Annotated in this window: 24 protein-coding genes; 9 read left to right on the plus strand and 15 right to left on the minus strand. The window is 60.8% G+C overall.

Annotation, left to right across the window (positions count from 1 at the left end):
- The first annotated feature begins 5 nt into the window (after positions 1-5).
- The 4 genes from P2T68_RS17465 (at position 6) to P2T68_RS17480 (ending at position 2,755) form a co-directional block, all read left to right on the plus strand.
- The gene (locus P2T68_RS17465; protein WP_024075677.1) at positions 6-1,034 is read left to right on the plus strand and encodes an ABC transporter permease; all 1,029 of its coding nucleotides are present in this window, start codon (positions 6-8) and stop codon (positions 1,032-1,034) included.
- Positions 1,035-1,045: 11 nt separating this feature from the next.
- Positions 1,046-1,720 (plus strand): HAD-IA family hydrolase, encoded by a 675-nt coding sequence (locus P2T68_RS17470; RefSeq protein ID WP_024075676.1) that lies wholly within the window; start codon positions 1,046-1,048, stop codon positions 1,718-1,720.
- Positions 1,721-1,813: 93 nt separating this feature from the next.
- The gene (locus P2T68_RS17475; RefSeq protein ID WP_041160947.1) at positions 1,814-2,005 is read left to right on the plus strand and encodes a hypothetical protein; all 192 of its coding nucleotides are present in this window, start codon (positions 1,814-1,816) and stop codon (positions 2,003-2,005) included.
- Positions 2,006-2,296: 291 nt separating this feature from the next.
- A complete protein-coding gene (locus P2T68_RS17480; RefSeq protein WP_102624642.1) occupies positions 2,297-2,755 on the plus strand; it encodes a GFA family protein in 459 nt (152 codons plus the stop codon).
- A 2-nt stretch (positions 2,756-2,757) separates the two neighbouring features.
- On the opposite strand, the gene P2T68_RS17485 is transcribed toward P2T68_RS17480, so the two are convergent.
- The 11 genes from P2T68_RS17485 to P2T68_RS17535 all read right to left on the minus strand — a co-directional run bounded on the left by P2T68_RS17485 (position 2,758) and on the right by P2T68_RS17535 (position 12,586).
- Positions 2,758-3,285, minus strand: a complete 528-nt coding sequence (locus tag P2T68_RS17485) for a DinB family protein (protein WP_277379722.1) — start codon at positions 3,283-3,285, stop codon at positions 2,758-2,760.
- Between the two features lie 102 nt (positions 3,286-3,387).
- Positions 3,388-4,209, minus strand: a complete 822-nt coding sequence (locus tag P2T68_RS17490; protein ID WP_193689360.1) for a hypothetical protein — start codon at positions 4,207-4,209, stop codon at positions 3,388-3,390.
- A gap of 18 nt (positions 4,210-4,227) precedes the next feature.
- On the minus strand, positions 4,228-4,575 hold the full coding sequence (locus tag P2T68_RS17495) for a DUF2493 domain-containing protein (RefSeq protein WP_024075671.1): 348 nt from the start codon (positions 4,573-4,575) through the stop codon (positions 4,228-4,230).
- A gap of 77 nt (positions 4,576-4,652) precedes the next feature.
- Complete coding sequence (gene mgtA, locus P2T68_RS17500; protein WP_041160946.1) at positions 4,653-7,367, minus strand: magnesium-translocating P-type ATPase; 2,715 nt, start codon at positions 7,365-7,367, stop codon at positions 4,653-4,655.
- Positions 7,368-7,602: 235 nt separating this feature from the next.
- The gene (locus P2T68_RS17505) at positions 7,603-7,896 is read right to left on the minus strand and encodes a hypothetical protein (RefSeq protein WP_081329196.1); all 294 of its coding nucleotides are present in this window, start codon (positions 7,894-7,896) and stop codon (positions 7,603-7,605) included.
- A gap of 318 nt (positions 7,897-8,214) precedes the next feature.
- Entirely contained in the window at positions 8,215-8,826 is a 612-nt protein-coding gene (locus P2T68_RS17510; RefSeq protein WP_024075668.1) for a LysE family transporter, read from the minus strand.
- A 76-nt stretch (positions 8,827-8,902) separates the two neighbouring features.
- Positions 8,903-9,694: an AraC family transcriptional regulator gene (locus P2T68_RS17515; RefSeq protein ID WP_069076042.1), complete on the minus strand. Its 792-nt coding sequence runs from the start codon at positions 9,692-9,694 to the stop codon at positions 8,903-8,905.
- A 50-nt stretch (positions 9,695-9,744) separates the two neighbouring features.
- Positions 9,745-10,431, minus strand: coding sequence for an arsenical resistance protein ArsH (arsH, locus tag P2T68_RS17520; RefSeq protein WP_024075666.1), 687 nt, complete (start codon positions 10,429-10,431; stop codon positions 9,745-9,747).
- 12 nt (positions 10,432-10,443) lie between these two features.
- Positions 10,444-10,914 carry an arsenate reductase ArsC gene (locus tag P2T68_RS17525; protein WP_024075665.1) on the minus strand — a complete coding sequence of 157 codons (471 nt, stop codon included), beginning with the start codon at positions 10,912-10,914 and terminating at the stop codon, positions 10,444-10,446.
- A gap of 12 nt (positions 10,915-10,926) precedes the next feature.
- Positions 10,927-12,210 (minus strand): arsenic transporter, encoded by a 1,284-nt coding sequence (locus tag P2T68_RS17530; RefSeq protein ID WP_024075664.1) that lies wholly within the window; start codon positions 12,208-12,210, stop codon positions 10,927-10,929.
- Positions 12,211-12,229: 19 nt separating this feature from the next.
- Positions 12,230-12,586: a metalloregulator ArsR/SmtB family transcription factor gene (locus P2T68_RS17535; protein WP_024075663.1), complete on the minus strand. Its 357-nt coding sequence runs from the start codon at positions 12,584-12,586 to the stop codon at positions 12,230-12,232.
- Between the two features lie 174 nt (positions 12,587-12,760).
- Here P2T68_RS17535 and P2T68_RS17540 point away from each other — a divergent pair, with 174 nt between their 5' ends.
- The 4 genes from P2T68_RS17540 (at position 12,761) to P2T68_RS17555 (ending at position 16,581) form a co-directional block, all read left to right on the plus strand.
- Positions 12,761-12,976, plus strand: coding sequence for a hypothetical protein (locus P2T68_RS17540; RefSeq protein WP_024075662.1), 216 nt, complete (start codon positions 12,761-12,763; stop codon positions 12,974-12,976).
- A 145-nt stretch (positions 12,977-13,121) separates the two neighbouring features.
- A complete protein-coding gene (locus P2T68_RS17545) occupies positions 13,122-15,473 on the plus strand; it encodes a DUF6543 domain-containing protein (RefSeq protein ID WP_277379723.1) in 2,352 nt (783 codons plus the stop codon).
- Positions 15,474-15,577: 104 nt separating this feature from the next.
- Positions 15,578-16,273 (plus strand): AzlC family ABC transporter permease, encoded by a 696-nt coding sequence (locus P2T68_RS17550; protein ID WP_277379724.1) that lies wholly within the window; start codon positions 15,578-15,580, stop codon positions 16,271-16,273.
- Entirely contained in the window at positions 16,270-16,581 is a 312-nt protein-coding gene (locus P2T68_RS17555; protein ID WP_024075659.1) for an AzlD domain-containing protein, read from the plus strand. The genes P2T68_RS17550 and P2T68_RS17555 overlap by 4 nt, the downstream gene beginning before the upstream one ends.
- Before the next feature lie 274 nt (positions 16,582-16,855).
- Here the strand turns inward: P2T68_RS17555 and P2T68_RS17560 are convergent, their stop codons facing one another.
- Both P2T68_RS17560 and P2T68_RS17565 read right to left on the minus strand, forming a co-directional pair.
- On the minus strand, positions 16,856-17,881 hold the full coding sequence (locus P2T68_RS17560) for an IS110 family transposase (RefSeq protein WP_024074122.1): 1,026 nt from the start codon (positions 17,879-17,881) through the stop codon (positions 16,856-16,858).
- Between the two features lie 233 nt (positions 17,882-18,114).
- Positions 18,115-18,354 carry a hypothetical protein gene (locus P2T68_RS17565; RefSeq protein WP_024075658.1) on the minus strand — a complete coding sequence of 80 codons (240 nt, stop codon included), beginning with the start codon at positions 18,352-18,354 and terminating at the stop codon, positions 18,115-18,117.
- A 109-nt stretch (positions 18,355-18,463) separates the two neighbouring features.
- Here P2T68_RS17565 and P2T68_RS17570 point away from each other — a divergent pair, with 109 nt between their 5' ends.
- Entirely contained in the window at positions 18,464-18,817 is a 354-nt protein-coding gene (locus P2T68_RS17570) for a hypothetical protein (RefSeq protein WP_024075657.1), read from the plus strand.
- A gap of 154 nt (positions 18,818-18,971) precedes the next feature.
- Here P2T68_RS17570 and P2T68_RS17575 read toward each other — a convergent pair whose 3' ends face one another.
- Complete coding sequence (locus P2T68_RS17575) at positions 18,972-19,676, minus strand: YoaK family protein (protein ID WP_024075656.1); 705 nt, start codon at positions 19,674-19,676, stop codon at positions 18,972-18,974.
- Positions 19,677-19,745: 69 nt separating this feature from the next.
- The gene (locus tag P2T68_RS17580; protein WP_277379725.1) at positions 19,746-21,368 is read right to left on the minus strand and encodes an ABC-F family ATP-binding cassette domain-containing protein; all 1,623 of its coding nucleotides are present in this window, start codon (positions 21,366-21,368) and stop codon (positions 19,746-19,748) included.
- Positions 21,369-21,392 lie beyond the last annotated feature (24 nt).

Genomic DNA, 21,392 nt, shown 5'->3' on the forward strand with positions numbered 1-21,392 from the left:
GAACCATGACTATTGCCAGCAACCCGACACCCGTTTTCGACAAGCCCATGGCCCTGACGCCCAGCCGACGCAGTGCGGTGCTGGAATGGGTGATGCGCTACAACTTCGTGTTCATTTTCCTGTTCGCCGTGACAGTGGCGACGTTTTTGTCCGATGACTTCCTGACCTTCGGCAATATCGCCAACCTGTTCCAGCAAGGGGCGATCGTGGGGATCGTGGCCATCGGCATGACCTTCGTCATCCTGACCGCGAACATCGATTTGTCCGTCGGCAGCTTGTGCGCCTTTGGCGGCATCCTGGTGGCGGTGCTGTTGCAGCAACAGGTCAGCGGTTGGCTGGCAGTGCCGGCGACGTTGCTGGTGGGCCTGGCGATAGGCACCTTGATGGGCAGCCTGACGGTATTTGGCAAGGTGCCGAGTTTTATCATCACCCTGGCCGGCCTGGTGTCGTTGCGCGGTGCGACCTTCCTGGCCTCCGATGGCGCACCGATTGGCGGGCTGCCGGCAAGCTTCACCGGGTTTGGTTCATCGATGATCGACATCCTGCCGAGTGCCGGCATCGCGTTTCCGGTGCTGGGCCTGATCTTCATCCTGATCACGCTCATCGCCTGGCTGGTGCTGCGCTACACGGTGTTTGGCGAGTATGTGCTTGCCACGGGCGGTAACCTGGAAGCGGCGCGCTTGTCCGGTGTCCCGGTGCGGGCGGTGACCATTGCGGTGTTCGCCATTTGCGGGGGGCTGGCTGCGTTCGCCGGGCTGTTGATGACCTCGCGCCTGCATGTCGGCCAACCCACGGCGGCCCAGGGCCTGGAATTGGACGCCATCGCTGCCGTGGTGCTGGGCGGCACCAGTCTGTTCGGAGGGCGCGGTAGCGTGGTCGGCACGGCGGTGGCGGTGATGCTGCTGCAAGTGCTGCGCAATATCTTCAATTTGCTCGGGCTGGGTTCGTTCTATCAGATGGCGATCACCGGGGTGATCATTGTGCTGGCGATTCTGCTCAACCGCCTGATCGACCACTACGCTGGCCGAACGTGAGGAAAGCCCTGATGACTGCACCACAGATCAAGGCGGTGATTTTCGATATGGACGGCTTGCTGCTCGATACCGAAGGCATCTACACCGAAGTCACCCAATTGATTGCCGACCGCTTCGGTGGCCGGCGGTTTGACTGGAGTATCAAGCAGCACACCATCGGTCTGGGCGCATACGCGCTGGCGAGCTATATCGTGCAGGCGCTGGAACTGCCGATCAGCGCGCAAGCGTTCCTGGAACTGCGCACGCCCCTGATGAATGAGCGTTTCCCCCAGGCTGCGGCCATGGCCGGCGCTGAAGCCTTGGTGCGTCACCTGTCGGCCAAGGGCATTCCGATTGCGGTGGGGACCAGTTCGTCGCGGCATTATTTCGACCTGAAAATTGCCCGGCATCGTGAGTGGTTCGAGTTGTTCGATGCGGTCGTCACGGCGGATGACCCGCAGGTCGGCGCTGCCAAGCCGGCACCGGATATCTTCCTGGTCGCCGCCCAACGCCTGGGGGTTGCGCCGGCCGATTGCCTGGTATTCGAGGACTCACCGTTTGGTATCAGCGCGGCGAAAGCGGCGGGCATGTACGCGGTGGCCATCCCGGACCCGGCGATGGCCGACGACAAGTTCCTCCACGCCGACCGGCGCCTGCACAGCCTGGAGGCCGTCGACTTGAAGGCATGGGGTTTGCCCACGGACTAGCCGGGCGCTGCGACATGCGGTCGGCCACGCCCGGGGATGTGGGTGTAAGGTAGGGCGCGTACTGCGTGGAAATCTCAGGAAAGCGAGGTGACTATGAGCGCTCCAATGCTGAATAAGCTGCATCTGAATGGCTACGATATCGTGCAGGTGAACTTCGGGCCGTGGCGGGTCTGTACCCATAAGGACCGGTTGGCGTCCTTCAATTCCCGCGAACAGGCACTGGCGTATGCCGCTGCGCTGCCGGTGTACAAGGCACGCACCAGGCGGGTGTCCAACGATCATTGAGGGCGGGCTTGTTGTGGCGAGCGGGCTTGCCCCGCGTTGGGCTGCGCAGCGGCCCCAATAAGGCCACCGCGTTTATCCAGGCATATTAAATCGCCAGGTTTTGGGGCTGCTACGCAGCCCAACGCGGGGCAAGCCCGCTCGCCACAACAGCCCGATCGGCCGGGCGTTCAGCGTTGAGCCATGAGGGACACGCGAGCGCGCGCAACAGCGTTCGTTTTACGCCGCGCACCTGTTCAACCCTATGGTGGGACGCTACCCTGGCGCGGTCCCAATCATAAAAAGGAATGAGTGATGAGCATCAACAACCTGCCCCAGGAAGGCAGTTGCCGGTGTAACCAGGTGCGCTTCAGCGTGAGCCAGCCACCGGTGATCACCATGGCGTGCCATTGCACCGGGTGCCAGAAAATGACCGCCAGCGCGTTCTCCCTCAGTGCATTGATTCCCGCCAGCGCATTCACCGTGACCCAGGGTTGCCCGGTGATCGGCGGCTTGCATGGCGTGGATCGCCATTACTTTTGCCCCCATTGCATGAGCTGGTTGTTTACCCGGCCCCACGGCATCGATGAGTTCGTCAATGTGCGTGCCAGCTTGCTGGATAACGCCCGGGAATACGTACCCTTCATGGAGACCTGGACCAGCGAAAAGCTGCCGTGGGCGTCCACCCCGGCGCGTGAGAGTTTCGCGCAACTGCCGGCCCCGCAAGACTTCCCCCGACTGTTGCAAGCCTATGCCGAGTTCAGCGCCCGCTGAGTTCAGTCGATCAGCGCCAGCAGGTCCGTATCGCCCACATCGTGCCCCGCCTGGGTCAGCAGTGTCGTCACCTGGCCCCGGTGATGGGTCTGGTGATTGAAAAAGTGCACCAGCAGGCCAAAAAACGGCTTGTCGGCGGCGGTGCCACGCATGTTGTGGTAGCGCAGGCGCTGGTCAAGCTCGCTTTCTTTCAGGGTGCCGGCCCAATCGATGATCAGTTGATCCAGCCAGGCGCGGTGCGTCCAGAGTTCACCCAGGTTGGCGAAGGCCAGTTGCTTGAGGTCGGTGGGGGTGGCGATGGCGGTTAACGGTGCCAGCGCCCCATAGCCTGCCGGGTGCTGGGCGAAGCGCTTGAGCCACACGGTGTCGCCCAACATCAGGTGGTTCAGCGTGCCCAGGATCGAACCAAAAAATGCCCGACGATCTTCCATCAGCGCGGCAGGGCTGAGCTGGTGGGCGGTGTCATACACCTTGCGGTTCATCCACTGGTTGTAGGTCGCCATCAGGGCAATCTGTTCGATACGGTCCACGGGGTGATTCCTCCTCGGCGCGGTGGCGCCATCATAAGGCGTGCCCGCCCGACGGTCATGGTGTTCCGGCAGGCGGGTGGACAGCAGCGCCGCTGCCAGCGACTAGAAGCGCACTGTGGCGCCGGTGGTCAGCCATTGGTCACGCTCACCGATCAGGCTGCGCCCGAGCACCAGGTCGACATCGACCCACGGCCCGACATGCAACCGCGGCCCCGCCTGCCAGGCCTGGTCACCGCCTGCCTGGCCGTAGCGTTCGGCGATCAGCGTCAGGGACTGCGCCAGCGGGTATTCGAAGCCTGCGCCCCAGGTCAGGCGGTGGGTTTGATCGCCGTCGTTGTAGGCATGGCTCCAGCCAGCATTCAGGTTCAGGCGCAGGGGCAGCGAAGATTGCCAGGTCAGCGGCACGTTGAAGTCCGCGCCGTCAAACCCGTGTCGCCGATCCAGGGCAAAGTGCGCCCCGGCGGCAATCGCCATTTCCAGGCCCAACGCTTCGCTCGACAACAGCTGCGCCTTGAGTTGCGGGTTGACCTGGGTTTCACCCGGGCCACCAGTGGTGGCCCGGGACAGTGCCGCGCCCCATTGCACCGAAGGCAGTGCGCTGAACGTGCAGGCGGGTGACAGGGTCGCGTTGTGGGTGCCGCCATCGTGGCGGTTGGCGGTGTACCAGGCGTCGACGTTGCATTCGCCCGGCGCATTGATCGCGCCATCGTCGACCGTATAAGACCCGCCTGCCGCCTGGGCTTTGGAGAGCACGGCGATGAGCAACAGGATCGCCAGGGTTATGCCGATAAAGATCAGGTTGCGTTGCAACGCGCGGCGTTTTGCCGGGGGCAGCAGCAACAGCGTGGCCCGAGGGCCGCGATGGTTGCGCGCGCGGTATTTGGCAAACCCGTCCGGGCGTCGAGGGATGTGTTTTTTGTGCATGAGGCACCTCGCTTGAATTCAGCTTTCTACGGTCAGCACCGAAATGCCGCTGGCTTTGGCCTGGCAGACCAGCTCCGAGGTGTCATCACCACCCGGCAGGGCGATGACCACGTCGGGGCGGCTGTCGGTGAGCATGAAATGGTTGCGCTGGCGTTCCGCCTGTTTGCCGTGGTGTTGCCAGTTGGGCGGGTAGCGCACCACGTCGATGCCGAGTTCCCGCGCCCATTCCTCGATATCGCTGCCCAGGAACTGGTTGCCGCCGTGGATCAACACCTGCACCGGGCGCAGGCGGTGGTAGGCATCCAGTACTTGGCGGGACAGCTTGGTGTCGGCGTAATGACGACCTGCACAGATCAAGACGCGCATAGGCCCTTTTTCCTTGTAGTAGCGCTTGTATTGCACGGTAGCGGTCTGGCGACCGCCACCGGTTAAACGGCGGGGGATCAGTACCACTGCTTGAAGCGGCGGATGTAGATCGTCTTCATCAGTTGAGCCACGCAGCAGTAGGCGAGCAGGGTGCCCACCAGCCAGGGGAAGTACGCCAGCGGCAGCGGTTGCAGGCCCACCAGTGTGCCCAGCGGCGAGAACGGCACGTAGATGCCCAGGGCGATGACCACGCCGGTCATCAGCAGTACCGGCCAGGCGGCGGTGCTCTGGAAGAACGGGATCTTGCGGGTGCGCAACATATGCACCACCAGGGTTTGTGAGAGCAGGCCCTCGATAAACCAGCCGGACTGGAACAAGGTCTGCATTTCCACACTGTTGGCGGCGAATACGTACCACATCAGCGCAAAGGTGGTGATGTCGAAGATCGACGAGGTTGGCCCGATCCAGATCATGAAGCGGCCAATGTTCTTCGCGTCCCACTTGCGGGGCTTGGCCAGGTATTCCTTGTCCATCTTGTCCCACGGCAGGGCCAACTGGGAGATGTCGTACATCAGGTTCTGCAGCAGCAGGTGGATCGACAGCATCGGCAGGAACGGGATGAACGCACTGGCCACCAGCACCGAGAACACGTTGCCGAAGTTGGAACTGGCGGTCATGTTCAGGTACTTCATGATATTGCCGAAGGTTTCGCGGCCCTTGAGCACGCCTTCTTCCAGCACCATCAGGCTTTTTTCCAGGAGGATGATGTCGGCCGATTCCTTGGCAATGTCCGTGCCGCTGTCCACCGAGATGCCCACGTCGGCATCGCGCAGGGCCGGCGCATCATTGATGCCGTCCCCCAGGAAACCCACGGTGTGGCCGTTGGCTTGCAGCGCCTTGAGCACCCGTGATTTCTGCAGCGGTGTCAGCTTGGCGAACACCGTGCGTTCTTCCACGCGGCGTTGCAGGGTGGCGTCGTCCATCGCTTCGATGTCCATGCCCAGCAGCGGCTCGCCAGGCTCGAGGCCGACCTGGCGGCAGATCTTGCTGGTGACCACCGCGTTGTCGCCGGTCAGCACTTTCACCGCCACGCCAATTTGTTGCAGTGCGGCAATCGCCGGGCCTGCGGTTTCCTTGGGTGGATCGAGGAAGGTCAGGAACCCCTGGATCACCAGATTGCGCTCATCGGCCGTGGTGTACTGCTGGCGGGCCAAGGCCTTGGGAATATTACGCGTCGCCACCACCAGGACGCGGAAACCGTCCTCGTTATAGTCGTTGGCAAGCGCCAGCAGTTCAGTACGGCGACGCTCATCCAATGGCACGGCGGCCCCGCCTTCCATCACATGGGTGGAAATGCCGAGCATTTCTTCCACGGCACCTTTGCACACCAGCAAGTGGTCGGCGGCGGTGTCCTTGACCACGATCGACAGGCGACGGCGGACAAAATCGAACGGTAATTCATCGACCTTGCTGTAGGCAAAGGGCTGCTGGAACTTCGGGTTCTGTTCCGAGAACTGCACCACGGCCTGGTCCATCAGGTTCTTCATGCCGCTCTGGTGATGGCTGTTGAGCCAGGCCAGGGACAACACCGCGTCATCCCGCTGGCCGAAAGCGTTGACGTGGTGCTCGAGGATGATCTTGTCCTGGGTCAGGGTGCCGGTCTTGTCGGTGCACAGCACATCCATCGAGCCGAAGTTCTGGATTGCGTTGAGGCGCTTGACCACCACTTTGCGCTTGGCCATCGCCGTGGCGCCCTTGGCCAGGTTGGCGCTGACGATCATCGGCAGCATTTCGGGGGTGAGGCCCACCGCGACCGCCAGGGCAAACAGGAAGGCATCGCCCCAGTCACCCTTGGAGAAACCGTTGAGGAAGAACACGATCGGCACCATCACCAACATAAAGCGAATCAGCAGCCAGCTGACGCTGTTCACCCCGCGATCAAAGGCGGTTTGCACCCGCGAGCCGACAATGGCCTTGGCCAGGGAGCCAAAGTAGGTGCGCGCGCCGGTGGCCACGACCACGGCTTTGGCCCGGCCGCTGACCACGTTGGTGCCCATGAAGCAGATGTTCGGCAGGTCGAGCAAATTGCCCTGGTCAGCGGCCGGGGAGTGGGCGGACTTTTGCGTCACATCCCCCAGCGTGTCGTACTTCTCCACCGGCAAGGCTTCACCGGTCAGCACGGCCTGGCTGATAAACAGGTCGCGGGATTCGATCAGGCGGATGTCGGCCGGAATCATGTCGCCCGCCGACAGTTGCACAATGTCGCCGGCCACCAGGTCGCGCATCGGCACTTCGCGCAGGGTTGGCTGGCTGCCCACTTGTTCGCGGCGCAGCACCGTCGCGGTGGTGCGCACCATGGCTTTGAGGGCCTCGGCGGATTTGGCCGAACGGTGTTCCTGCCAGAAACGCAGCAAGCTGCTGAGCAGGACCATGGTCATGATAATGATGACTTTGGTCGGGTCGACCTCTTCTCCTGCCTGCATCGGCAACCAGCAGTCGGTGAAGAAGCTGATGGCGCCCAAGGTCAGCAGTACGTAGATAAACGGGTTGTTCAATGCCTGCAGGAACTGGACGATGGCGTGAGGCGGCTTGTCGTGGGCGACTTCGTTATAGCCTTCGCGTTGCAGACGCGCGGCGGCGTCGAGTTCGGTCAGGCCATCCTGGGTGGCGCGTACGTTGGCCAGGGTGGCCGACAGGCCGTTGTGGGCTTCGCGGGCGGCACGCATCGACAGTTTGGTGTCGGCGTCGCTGCGCGCTTTTTGCTTCAATGGGGCGTTTTTTACGGCGCTCATGGTGTGTGCTCCTGTCGCCAATTCTCGACAAAACATACCCGTTACTGGCCTGATGACAGGCGAGCGAAAGCATGCCGAGTCGCTAACTTCGCGATCGGTTTAAATAAGGTCTCGATATAACTTTTACTGCGCCCGCCAATAGCGCGTTAGTTAACTAACGCGCAGCGGGTTACGACTGGGCTTGTTCATAAAGAACACCAGGTTATTAATCAGGAAGTTGCTGTTTCCAAACGGTTCAGGCAGCGCGAGTGCTCAGGTAAAGATCGAGCATCAGGCTGGCTTGAGCCAGGCTGGAAACGAGAGGTCTCTGAGGGTCCAGCGGGTCGGCGTGATCCCAGTGCAGCACGCGTTGGCCGCTGGCTGGGCAGATACGCCAGCGCGCCAGCGGGTGAGCCGGGCGCACCGGGGGGGCGGCGGTGGTACAGGCAGGGCGGGCAGGGCAAACGCCCGCGGGCCCACGGCATAGCTTGGCGCGCAAGGCCGCGGCCAGCATGCGTGCATCGGGTAGAGCAATGAGTTGGAAGGTCATAACACACCTCGGGACCGGACGGGCGACCGGTGAGGCAGTTACGGTGGAGCATCAAGCTCTAGCGCAGCTTACCGGACCGGGGAGGCGAGTCCTGTCATATTCTGGGTTGGGCGCCCGATGCCCGCGTTCGCGGTGCTCGGACAGCGACTAGATACTGTGTCCATTGGCTTCTTTTGTGAGGTTTAAAAAAGGCCCCAGTTGCGGGCAGGGGCAATCTACTTAGGCAGTTACAAAATGTCAACGCATAATTAATTAAAGTATCCGGCGTTCAGAGTTCATTCAGGCAAGCCGCGCTCGGAAGTTGCTGGATATATAACTTCATATACCGCGTGCGGCCAAAGCCGCCAGGTAGATCAATACCAAACCGCAGGCGCCGTAACTGATACGTTGCCAGGTCGGTGAGGCGTTCTGGCGCAACAGATTCACCAGCGCCGCAATCAGAAAACACGACAGCACCGAAGCCAGCATGAACCCTGCAAAAAACATCAGCGTTTGCCCATGGCTGGGCGTGGCCCCGACGATGCCCGACAAGGCGCTGCCCAGCGCCCCCCAGTAAACAATGTTCTTCGGGTTGGCCAGGGAAATCGCCGCGCCCACGGCCAACGCATTGGGCCCGGAGCGGGCTGGTGCGCTGTCTGCTTCGGGCAGGTGCCAGGCATCGATCAGGCTGCGTATGCCGAGCCAGGCCAGGTACAGCGCGCAGATAATCGTCAGCGGTACGCGCACCGCATCATGCTGGATCAACAGGGCAATACCCGTCAGGCCGATCACCGCCCACACGGCATCGCCCACCAGTGAACCTATCTGTACCAGCAGCGCCGGCATGAAGCCGTGGAGCAACCCGCGGCGCAAGGTCTCTGCCAATACCGCGCCGGGAGAAAGGCAAAACACAAAACCGAATACCAGTGCGTAGAAAAAGATCGTCAGCATGCCCGCGTTCCTTCAAATGTGGGTGGGCAGTGTGAGGGGGTGTGCGGGGGGGGCGTCTTGAACCAGATTGCGCTGTTCAGCGATTCAGGAGGCGTTGGTAGTGCCCCGGCGTCATGCCGTAGGCCGCGCGGAAATGCCGGTTGAGGTGGCTTTGGTCGGCGAACCCGACGTGATGGGCGACCTCGCAGGCCGCCACGCCGTTGCGCAATAGACCTTTGGCCCGCCGAGTGCGCAGTTGCATGGCCCATTGCCGGGGGCTGAGCCCGGTTTCTTTCTGGAAGGCGCGCAGCAGGTGGAATTTGGACAGGCCCAGCTCATCCCCGAGAAGGTCCAGGGACACTGAGCGATGCAGTTGTGCGGCGAGCACTTCCTGGGCGCGACCGATCAGGTTGTGGCCGAGTGTCGTGCTGCCGGGCAGGCGCACGCCACTGGCGTTGACCACTTCCCCCAGCATCAGCACCAGCGCTTCTTCTTGCAGTTCACGGACCAGGGTGTCATCGCCTAAAGCCGCTTTCACCGCGCCGGCCAATCGTTGCGCAAGGTCGGGCTGAAAGCACAGCGAACGATCGAACTCCATGTGCGCCAGCCCCAGGTCAGCCGCCAGTTGATCGGCCGTGGCGTACAGGCTGACGAACTGCCAGGGAGCCCCGTCCGCCGCACCGCCGCCTTGAATCTGCCCTGGGTTGTACAAGGTAATGCTGCCCGGGCCGGCCTCGAACTCACGGCGGTCCAGCCAGACTTTTTCTTCGCCCACCAGGTTCACGCCGATCACGCATTCATCATGGCTGTGGCGGGCAAACGTCAGGCCGGTGCAGGACGTGGAACTGACTTCGTAGTTGCCCAACCAGGCGTGTTGCATGACGCTCATCGACTCGACTCGGTAAGAGATTGGGCACGAGCATACGCTGGCACAGGGGCTCAGATCGACCGTTGATTGACACGTTGTGACAGCTCATCGGCGCTTTCCTTGCGCTCCGAGTAACGGTCCACGAGGTCCGGGCGTTCACGCAGCAGTACGGTGAACTTGACCAGTTCTTCCATCACATCCACGACGCGGTCATAGAGGGCCGACGGCTTCATGCGGTCGTGCTCATCGAACTCCATGAACGCCTTGGGCACCGAGGATTGGTTGGGGATAGTGAACATGCGCATCCAACGGCCCAGCACGCGAAGCTGGTTCACCGTGTTAAAGGATTGAGAGCCCCCGGAGACTTGCATCACCGCCAGCGTCTTGCCCTGGGTCGGGCGAACGGCACCGAGGGCCAGCGGCACCCAGTCGATCTGCGCCTTGAACACTGCCGACATCGAACCGTGGCGTTCGGGAGAGCACCAGACCTGGCCTTCCGACCACTGCATCAGCGCCAACAGCTCTTGAACCTTGGGGTGGTCGTTGGGTGCATCGTCAGGCAATGGCAAGCCGCTGGGGTTGAAGATTTGCGTGTCGGCGCCGAAGTGGCGCAGCAAGCGCGCGCACTCCTCAACCAGCAACCGGCTGAACGAGCGGGGTCGGTTGGAGCCATAGAGCAGCAGGATACGCGGAGGGTGAGCCAGCCCGGTCTGCCGGGGCGGTGCGAGGCGGGTGTCCAGGTTGGGCAGGGTGGTCATGACGCTCTCCGGTTATAACAGCGCAATGCGCTCGAGTTCAGCCTTCAGCTCAGCGGCGCTGAGGCGGTCGAACGGCAGGGCGAAAAAGGCACGACAGCGGGTCTCGATGGTCTCCAGCGTGGCCTTGAATGCTGCATCGACAAGTGCCTCGTCACCTTGCACATCCGAGGGGTCTTCCAGCCCCCAGTGCGCCTTCAGCGCAGGCCCGAAATACACCGGGCAGGCTTCGCCGGCGGCCTTGTCGCAGACCGTGATCACCACGTCTGGCGGGCTGCCTTCAAAGGCGTCATTGCCCTTGCTGTACAAACCCTCGGTACTGATGCCCGCCGCCTGCAACGTGCTCAGGCTACGGGGCAGGACCTGGCCCTTGGGGAAGCTGCCGGAGCTGATCGCCACGAAACCGGGCGGCGCAAGGTGGTTGAACATGGCTTCTGACAGGATGCTGCGGCAGCTATTGGCGGTGCACATGAACAGGACTTTCATCACAGAGTTCCTTCAGAACGTGAGGCGCAAGGCGAGGGCGGCGAGGGTGATCAGCAGCACCGGCAAGGTCAGTACGATGCCGACCTTGAAGTAGTAGCCCCAGGTAATGTTGATGCCCTTGCGCGCCAGGATATGCAGCCACAGCAACGTGGCCAGGCTGCCGATAGGGGTGATTTTCGGACCCAGGTCGCTGCCGATGACGTTGGCGTAGATCATCGCGTCCTTGACCACGCCCACGGCATGGCTGGACTCGATGGACAGCGCACCGATCAATACGGTCGGCAGGTTGTTCATCGCTGACGACAGCAGCGCGGTGAGCACCCCGGTGCCCATCGCCGCGCCCCATACGCCATAGGTGGCGAAGCTGTCGAGCCAGGTCGCCAGGTAGGTGGTCAAGCCGGCGTTACGCAGGCCATAGACCACCAGGTACATGCCCAGGGAAAAGACCACGATCTGCCAGGGGGCTTCCTTGAGTACTTTGCGTGTGGAGATCTTGTGGCCTTTGGCTGCGATCACCAACAGCAGCACGGCGCACACCGCGGAAATCGCGCTGATGGGAATGCCCAGTGGCTCCAGGGCAAAACAGCCCACCAGCAGGATGCCCAGCACCCACCAACCGGCGCGAAAGGTGGCGCGGTCATGGATCGCACTGGCGGGGTCTGCCAGGTCGGCCGGGTCGTAGGTACCGGGAATATCGCGGCGGAAAAACCACAGCAGCACCGCGAGGGTCGCGGCGACGCTGACCAGGTTCACCGGCACCATGACTGCCGCGTATTCGTTGAAGCCGATCTTGAAATAGTCTGCCGAAACAATGTTCACCAGGTTGGAGACCACCAGCGGCAGGCTGGCGGTATCGGCGATAAACCCAGCACCCATGACAAATGCCAGGGTCGCGGCAGGGGAAAAACGCAGGGCCAGCAGCATCGACATCACGATAGGGGTGAGGATCAATGCGGCGCCGTCATTGGCAAACAGCGCCGAGACCAGCGCCCCCAGCAGCACCATATAGGCGAACAACCGACGGCCCCGGCCGCGTCCCCAGCGCGCCACGTGCAGGGCGGCCCAGGCAAAGAAGCCGGCTTCGTCCAGCAACAGGCTGATGATGATCAAGGCGACAAAGGTACCGGTGGCATTCCAGATGATGTGCCACACCACCGGGATGTCCGTCAGGCTGATAACGCCACACGCCAGGGCCAGGATCGCGCCCAGGCTGGCGCTCCAGCCGACGCCCAGGCCCTTGGGCTGCCAGATGACCAGAATGATGGTGAACAGGAAAATCGCACTAGCGACAAGCATGAATAAAAGCTCCGATGGCTCAGCAGCAGGTGCCGGCCCGTTGTGGTCTGTCGCCCATTGCATCAAGACGCAGCGCGTCGTTTTGCAACCATGGCTGATTGGCTTGCAAGGTGGTGTCCAGCACGTGACGCACCCAGTCGGGCAGTGCCGGATTGATGCGGTAATAAATCCATTGCCCTTGGCGACGATCCAGCAGCAGCCCGCCACTGCGCAGTTGTGCCAGGTGGCGGGAGATCTTTGGCTGGCTGTCGTCCAAGGCATGGATCAATTCGCACACACAAAGTTCGCCTTCGCGCAGGATCAACAGCGTCAAGCGCACCCGGGTTGGGTCGGCGAGGCATTTGAACAGGGCTGGAGGGGAGAAAAGATCCGACATGACTGATGCACATATATATGGATATACGAATATACGTATTTCCATATGTTTCAGTCAAATCCTGTTTCGATTGATATGGATCAAGTCAGCGCAAATGCGCCACAAGTGTTTGAAATTAAAATGAAACATGAATGTCCTAAAGTGCCTGCTATTGCTGATGAAGGAATACCTCGCGTGACCCGTGCCACTCGCAACCTGCGCAAGACCCTGGATTCCGTCGCGGAAAATAACGAAACCGCGGCATTCGACCTGATGCGCGCGGTCGAAAAACTCAGCGATGAAGTGCTGCGCCAGCGCCTGCTCAATACGATCCATCGGCTCAACCAGGACGCCCACGAACTGCGTGAAGCGCGGGATTCGGTGGAGCAGGTATCGGTCAGACTGGCTTGAGCCGACGATCACATGAGGAAAACAACTCAAAGGAACGCCTGAAGGGGGAATCTCTACTCAGGGTCAGGAAGCAATCATAGACCTGACAACCTGAGGCCCTAATATGATACCGCCGAGAGTCATAGGCTCGTATTTTGACGCAACGGTGCGTCGCAACGAAGTCAACAGCCCTGCGCAACAACTGCCAGGGCCTGCATCAGGTTCGATACCCCGTACTGAAGGTGTTAAAAAAACCGTCCGCTTGCAATCTCCTCTTGTTACGCCTGAACTCAGGGATTATGTGAAGGCGATAACGTCGAGTTTTCTTACCCCCGCACAAAACACTTCGGCTCTTATCGCGGCCGCACTCAAGAGTCAGTGGAAAATAGAGATAGACCCCGATGTCGCGCGTATCGCAACGTTCAATTATCACCTCGGTCAGCCCAAGCCGGCGGGGGGTAAGTTACTGAACAGCATCACGCTGACAGAGGCTGCCCTTACAAACATGCGCGACAAAAATCCGGACGATGAAACGGCCAAGGTGCAAAAGCCATGGTGGCGTAAAGTTATCGACCTGGTAGAAGAGAATTCGCCGTTGGCGATGGCCATCCAGCAGCGCCAGCATGTTGCGGATTACGCGGGCGCTCACGAATATATTATTCCGCTGTTCGATCCCAACGCTCAGCACACTTATCATGCGAATGAAACGCTGCACCATACGCCGCAGGCATTCCGGGACTTGTTGCGGCAGACCGAACTCAGTGAGCCCTACAAGGCCCACCTGGATAAGTTTTGGCCTGCCCATGAAGATAAATATACGCAATGCAGCAAGTTTGCTTTTGCCGCGGCGGCACAGATCCAGCATAAAGAAGGCAGCCTCAGTAACTATGAAGCAAGCCTCGCCATGCGCGCCGCAGGGTTTGGTGTCGGCAGCCGTCTGAGCGATATGACGGCGGCTGACCTGAAGGCGCCGTTTCGCCAGGACGCCACGCTTGAAACCGGCCTGTTGTCCATTGACGGCAGTCCTTCCACCGATCTCGTCTACGTCACTGACAAGCGCCCGCGCATGAATGGCAAAGGCCAGAAAATCAATCACACGCTGCTGTATATCCCCGGAAACTCCTCACCGATTCATCGATTTGACAGCGTTGCGCAGATGAAAGGCTGGTTGGCGGATCAGGCGGCCGATCCGAACAAACGAGTGCAGTTGAGTACGCATTTCAAAGAAAACGATCAAGACGACAAGGTGTTTTCGGACGGTGTCAAACAAGCGCTTAAGGGGCTGGGCGGCTGGTCCGAGGCAAAAACGCCCAATAAGTGGGGGTTTGAAGCACCCAATGGATGGGACCCGCAGGCCTATATCACCACAGAACCTGTGAGCGATGATCCGTTCCGCGCCATGACGCTGCGACAAAAGGCACGCTCCTATGCAGACGCCGACCATGAGATTGTCACCAACGCCGATGTGCTCAAGCGCCGGCTGACCACGCTTGCCGAGGCCGCGACCACGGCCGCGCTCATGCTGACGCCACTGGCAATGGTCGTTCCAGAAGTAGCGATTGCCGCTGAGGCCGTTTACGTCGCCGCTGGAGCCACTGAAATCGGCGTAGGTATTGATGATGCGGTGCATGGCAAATCAACGGCCACGGATCGCACAGTGTTCGGTCTGCTCAATGCCGTGCCGAGCGTTTTTCATGCTTCTGCGCGCTTGCCTGGCCTTTCCGTCAGCGGCCTTGGAAAGTTACCGGATGCGATTGAAAAAGCGGCTGGCGAGAACAAGAAACTCTTGGCGTTCGAGGCGGTATTTGACAGCGATGAAGTCGCGCAGACCACCGATGTTGTCGAGTTGTCCGGGGATGCGCCATCCACCAGCGATAATAAACGGGTACGCCTTGATGAATCGCACCCTTCGGAGGACGCCAAACGTATCAAGCTGAATGAGCAGCCCAGGGACCTGAATAAATTAAACGACCTGATTTTTACCTTTGTGGACACTTATAACGGAGCGGAGCGACTGAATATCGTGGCCCATGGCATGCTCGCAGACGACGGCGCAGAGCCGGTGGCGAATATGGTGCTCAATGACGTGAGTTATGACGCCGACGAGTTGACGGAGATGCTGTGGGATAACAACGTGCCCACCGATAAATACGCAAATATACGTTTGTTGATGTGCCATTCGGGGGCCGGCGGAGAGCGTTCTTTTGCTGCGCAGTTTCAGGCGAACGTCGGGGTTCCGGTTAAGGCTTATGCAAACAGAGTCAATGCTGAGTTCACGCTGGACGATATCGAGGCTGTTTTTGCATCGTCGGATCGAAGCAAAAAATTAGTGCAGTTCGATGATGTACTGCCTGTCGAGCGCCGGCATCGAGTGATCAAAAAAAATCCCTATGCTTCCGACGTTGACAGTAAGGATTACGAAAAATACAAAAATTTCAGTTATGAACCTGTGCATTTTCCTCCACGGTCGGAAAACCCTAAACAGCCTGTGGCCGCAGCTTCGATGCCGGCACTCTAGGGCCGCCGTAGAGGCAATGACGGCAGGGCCCGTGCAATATCGTTCAAGACAACCTGATTAGTACGCTGGCATGCTTGTCGACTGTCTGTCGATGAGCTGCCTTCATGCCTACTGCCTTGCCTCATTACGCGTTCGCCCGTGGCGCGATCGCCGTCATTCCATTATCCCTGGCCTGTGCGCCGTGGGGACTGCTCGCCGGTTCCATGGCCATTGATGCGCAATTTACGCCGCTGCAAGCCCAGGGTTTATCCGCCATTGTCTTTGCGGGGGCCGCGCAGTTGGTGGCCATCGGCATGGTCAAGAGCGGCGCCAGCCTGGTGTCGATCGTGCTGACGACGCTGTTGCTGACCTCCCAGCATTTGCTCTACGGCATGCACATGCGCCCGACGTTATCCGCGCTGAACGCGCGCTGGCGCATGAGCCTGGGTTTTTTGCTGACCGATGAGTTCTTCGCGCTGGTCAACCACTATGACCGTGAGACGTTCAACCGCTGGTACGCCCTGGGGGTGGGCCTGACGTTCTATATCGTCTGGAACCTGTTCACCCTGGTCGGCATCGTGCTCGGCAAGAGCATTCCCGGGCTTGATCAGCTCGGGCTCGAATTTTCTATCGCCGCCACCTTCATCGCCTTGATTACACCGGTGGTTCGTGACGTGCCGACGGTGGTGTGTGTCGCGGTTGCGCTGCTGTGCTCGGTGTGGCTGAGTTACTTGCACTGGGAGTCGGCGGTGGTGGTTTCCGGTGTGTTGGGTATGAGTGCAGGGTTTGCCTGCAAGCGATTGGGGGTAGGGCAGCGATGATCTACCTCATGATTGTGGCGATGGGGCTGGTGGTGTTTCTCAACCGCTACCTGTTTCTCGAGCCGCGGCTGCCAGTACGGCTCAACCGTGGCGCACGGGAGTTTCTCGGTTTTGCCGTGCCGGGCATGCTCACGGCGATCTGCGGGCCGATTATTTTCCTCGCCGACCACCAACTCAACCTGAGCCCGGCCAATCCTTACCTGTTGGCCGGAGTCTGCGCGGTCGCACTGATGTTCTGGACGCGTAACGTGCTGCTCACGGTGCTGCTGAGCATGGCGTTGTTCTATCTGTTTCGCTGGTGGCTCTGATACGCAGGCAAAAAAAATCTATGGTCCCCCCCATTTTTGCAATACTGATTAACGGGCGATGTGGTTGGCTTGCTTAAATCTATCCGGCGTCTGTTTGGGGCTTGCCCCAGCGCCACGATGAGAGTCGCGCCTGACGATCCTTAAAAGCCCGTCGGCTTCTGAAGCCGATTTTTATGTCAGGATCTTCGCCAGGCCGGTAGGCCGTTCACGTCATCCGTTGTTCAGCTATCGCAAAACCTGAAGGGTGAATTGTGGTACTGCAACAACCGCAGGGTCAGGCGTTCAAGGCGTCTGGCCCTGCTTCATATTGCGCATGGTGAGCCGCTATCGCCCAAGCGATACGCGCCAGTTTGTTGGCCAGGGCACAGGCCACCACATTCGAGTGTCGTCGGCGCAGCAGCGCTCGCACCCAGTCGGCCAAAGCCCCCTTCTGATGATCCAGCCTCTGCATGTAAACCCTGGAGCATTGCACCAGCAGTTGCCGCAGGTGCTTGTCACCCCGCTTGCTGATCCCCAACAAATTGGCTTTGCCGCCCGTGCTGTACTGTCGCGGCACCAAGCCCACTGAAGCCGCAAAATCGCGACTGCATCGGTATTGCTTGCCATCGCCCATTTCTACAGCCAGAAGGCTGGCGGTGATCGGACCGACACACGGCATGCTAAGCAAACGGCTCCCCAGATCATCGTCGGCCAGCTGGCAAGCCAGTTGTTTGTCCAGTTCCTTGATCTGTTCATCCAGGTAAACGAAGTGATCGTGCAGGCGTTGCAACAGCACTGTCAGCCGCACAGGCAGCTCATGCTCGGCCAAAACAGCTGCCAAACGCTTCATGATGGCTGAGCCTTTGGGCAGGCTGATGCCAAATTCCAGCAGGAAACCGTGCATCTGATTGGCTGTCTTGGTGCGGTCATGCACCAACGACTCGCGCATGCGATGCAGGACAGACAGGGTTTGCTGAGACTCGGTTTTAGGCGTAACGAAGCGCATGGACGGACGGGAAGCCGCCTCGCAAATGGCCTCTGCGTCGATAAAGTCATTTTTGTTGCCCTTGACGAAAGGGCGGACAAACTGCGGTGAAATCAACTTGGTCGTATGCCCCATCGCCGCAAGCTGACGGGCGATGAAGTGAGAGCCGGCACAGGCTTCCGTTACCACGACGCAGCTCGGCAAGTTGCCGAAGAACCGCATCATCTGCGCTCGCGAGAGCTTTTTGCGAAACACCTCGCGGCCCGATTTGTCTTGGCCCAGAAGGTGGAAATTATGTTTGCCGAGATCGATCCCGATCAGTGCTGACTCGCTCATGATGATGGCCTCCAAAAACAAAACACCCTGCGAAAGCGTAGCCCTCGCAGGGTGTGGGGGGGACCATCTCATTAGCCCGCGGGAGGGCGGGCAGAAGGGAGACTTCTAAAAATGAGCTTGGCCAGTATGGGTGGCACGGTCTTCCTTCACAGTGAAACTAAATTCATACGGCTGACAGCAAAGCAGCCCTGGGCGGGGCTGCGACGGCGCTTGAGGCTAAAGCCGGCGCCTGGTCATTTCTTCCTGGACTGCGCCTCGGCAGCCAGGCACTCCAGGGCGAATTGCTCGGTGTAAGTCATCTGGATTGGCGTGCTTTCGCCTTTGACCGTGCGCTCGCCATCGAGAATGTAGCGAATGCGCTTGTCGGTGACACCAATGCGCTTGGCGATCCAGGTGGGTGTCTGGCCGATGCGGCTGATCAGCTTGTCGGCGTAATCGGTGGACGGGTTGTAGTGTTCGGCGTTGGGTGTCATCGGTTTTCCAGGTAGAAGCGAACTCGCAAGTAGGCGACAGGGTGACGTAATAATCCTTGGGTGTCGCCTGCTAATGGTAGAGTCGCGTTTTTTTCAAGGAGGCAATGGCATGCGGAAGGTAGTAGTGGGCGCATTGGTGCTGGCGATGCTCGGCGGTTGCGCAGGTTCGAAGATGAACACGGCGCGCGCCGGTACACCCTACAAGACCCTGGCTTCGGACAAGGCCGCCCTGGTGGTTGCTCAATGCATCCAGTTCGGCTGGCAGGACGAGAGCGTGTTCGGCGTCGATGCCGGCGGGTTCAAGGAGCCGACCGAGGCCGGTGGTTTCACGGTCTACACCACCGGCGGCGATTACTTTGTGGATGTGCGCACTGCCGGTGCCGGCTCCACCATCAATTACTTCGCCGCCCAGGACGATATGCCAGCCAAGCGCCGGTTGGCCGCTCTCGCGACCTGTCTGTAATCCGTTGCCTTAGCCGTTTTCGGAAATGCCCGGCGGGACAGCCACTGGGCATTGCCTTATGATTCACTCGCTCGCTCGACGTGATGGCTCTTTACCAGTACACGGATGTCGAGGCCCAACGTCGGGCGGGCACCCTTTGCATCGGCGCGTACCTTCAACGAGGCATATAGCCCAGGTGCCAGCGGCGGGGGATCTTCAACGTCACCACCCCCAGGAATGCCGCCAGGGCACCGCTGATCAACAGCGCACGCAGGCCCAGCTGGTGCTCCAGCAGCGCCCCGAGCACCGCGCCGACAAACATCCCCGTCCACGGGATCAATTGCACACGCCAGCCACTGCGCCGTTCTCCCATCATCCAGCGGCCCAGCCCGCGCCCGAAGCGTGAAAGCGCCCCGGTGACATAGGTGAGACCCACCGGCAAGCCGTTGACCTCCTCGACCGCCGCATTGAGCATGCCCATGGCCACGATCGCCGCCAGCAACGCTGGCAACATTTCCGCAAACGGCCATAGCGCACCGCCGCAGAGCAGGGCCGCGATGCACAACAGCAAAGGCAGGGCATGGCGTTGACTGACGCGACTGACGACCACCCCCAACGCGTTGCCAGCGATAAAGGTAGCAACCAGCAACAGCAGGCGCCCGGTCAGGCCGAGGTCACCCTCGCTGATCGCTACCGCCAGGCGCGTGGTGTTACCGCTCATGAACGAAACAAAGTCGCCGCTGGCCATGAAGCCAATGGCGTCCGTCATACCCGCCAGCACCGAAAGGCTGGCGACCAGCATCAAGCCGACTCGGCCACGCCATCGCTCTCGGTGAGCGAGTGCGGCGTTGGTGTAAGGCTTGCGGGATGAAGGCAGCATGGGGCCGGGTTCCTCGGTGAGATTATCCGGCCACTACCGTAGGACGCTTTGTGCGTCCGCGCAATGATCTCAGACACCCTCCAGTCGCCAACCCTCGTTTCGCCAGGTCAAGTAGTGGGTGGGCTCGATGGCCTGCAGAAAGGCTGCGTCGTGTGACACCGCGACGATCGCCCCATTAAAACCTTTCAACGCCTGTTCGAAGGCGAGCACCGACTCCAGGTCCAGGTGATTGGTCGGCTCGTCCAATAACAGCAGTTGCGCCGGGACTTGCCGCCACAGGGCGACCGCCATCGCGGCCTTCAAGCGTTCGCCGCCGCTGAGTTGCCCCGTCGGTCGTGTCACCCGCACTGCATCCAGTTGCAGCAGGGCCAGGCGGGTGCGCACGTCGGCTTCCGCCAGCGGTGTGTCGAGCAGGTTGAGTTGCTCGATGATGGAGCGCTGGTCGTCCAGCAATGCCAGGTGCTGATCGATGTAGGCACACGGGACCGGCACTGAGCATTCGCCACTGACCGGCTGCGATTGGGCCGCCAGCAGCTTGAGCAAGGTGGATTTACCGCAACCGTTCGGCCCACGCACGGCGACGCGCACGGGGCCCGCCAGGCTGAACGTGATCGACGGCTGATCCACCCACGGCAGGCGGGCCTCGACCAGGGCCACGACTTGCCGGCCATTGGGGACTGCCGAATCCGGCAAGGCCAGCAACGTTGGTGTCTGTTGCGCCACCCGTTCGTAGGCGTGGCGCACCTGCGCATCCAGCTCGTTCTTGCAGGCCTGATGGGCACTGCGCAGCGTGCTGACGATTTGCGTCGCCGCGCCTTTCCAGCGGGCCTTGGTGAAGCGGTCGACGTTGGCGGTCTCGGCATGCTTGCGTGAACGGGCGGCGCTGCGCTGCAGGCTGTCATGGTCATTTTGCAGGCGCCGACGCTCGCGGCTGCGTTCCAGGCGGGCGTGTTCCCAGGCCGAGACGGCGGCGTGTTGCTCGGTGTCGCGCTGTTTACGATAGGCCTGGTAATTGCCGCCATACACACGAGCGCCGAGGGGCGACAGTTCGATGATGCGGCCCAGGCTGTCGAGCAGTTGCCGATCATGGCTGACCACCACCAGGCCGCCGCGCCAGTCGTGCAGCGCTTGCAGCAGCCACTCGCGACCGGCGCTGTCGAGGTGGTTGGTCGGTTCGTCCAGTACCAGCAACTGCGGCGCCGCCAGGAGGGCGCCGATCACCGCGACTCTGGCCAACTGGCCACCGCTGAGTCGATCGGCTGCGGCGTTGAAGTCGAGGCCGTGCAGTCCGGCTGCATCCAGGGCTGTACGCAGGCGTTCGGCAAGGTCCCAGCGCTCGTCAATCAGTTCCAGGTCATCGCTTTGCCCCTGGCCTTGGGTCATGCGTGCAAGCGCGGCCAATACTGGAGCGGTGCCCGTGACATCGGCCACGGTTGTTCCAGCCTGGATGGCCAGGGCCTGCGGGACGTAGGCCACGCTGGCGTATGCCTTGAGTGTCCCGGAGGAGGGGCGCAGAACCCCGGCGATCAATTGCGCCAGGATGCTTTTGCCGCAGCCATTTCGGCCGACTATCCCGGTGGGGGTGTGATCGATGGACAGGTTCAGGTCTTCCAGCAAGGTTTCGCCATGGGCGAACTGGAAGGACAGGTGTTGCAGGGATACAAGCACGGGCAGCCGGTTGACGTCAGTCATCAGCACCTCCAAAAAAATGTCGAC

The sequence above is a fragment of the Pseudomonas sp. G11 genome (genome assembly GCF_029457515.1).
Classification (GTDB): domain Bacteria; phylum Pseudomonadota; class Gammaproteobacteria; order Pseudomonadales; family Pseudomonadaceae; genus Aquipseudomonas; species Aquipseudomonas gorinensis.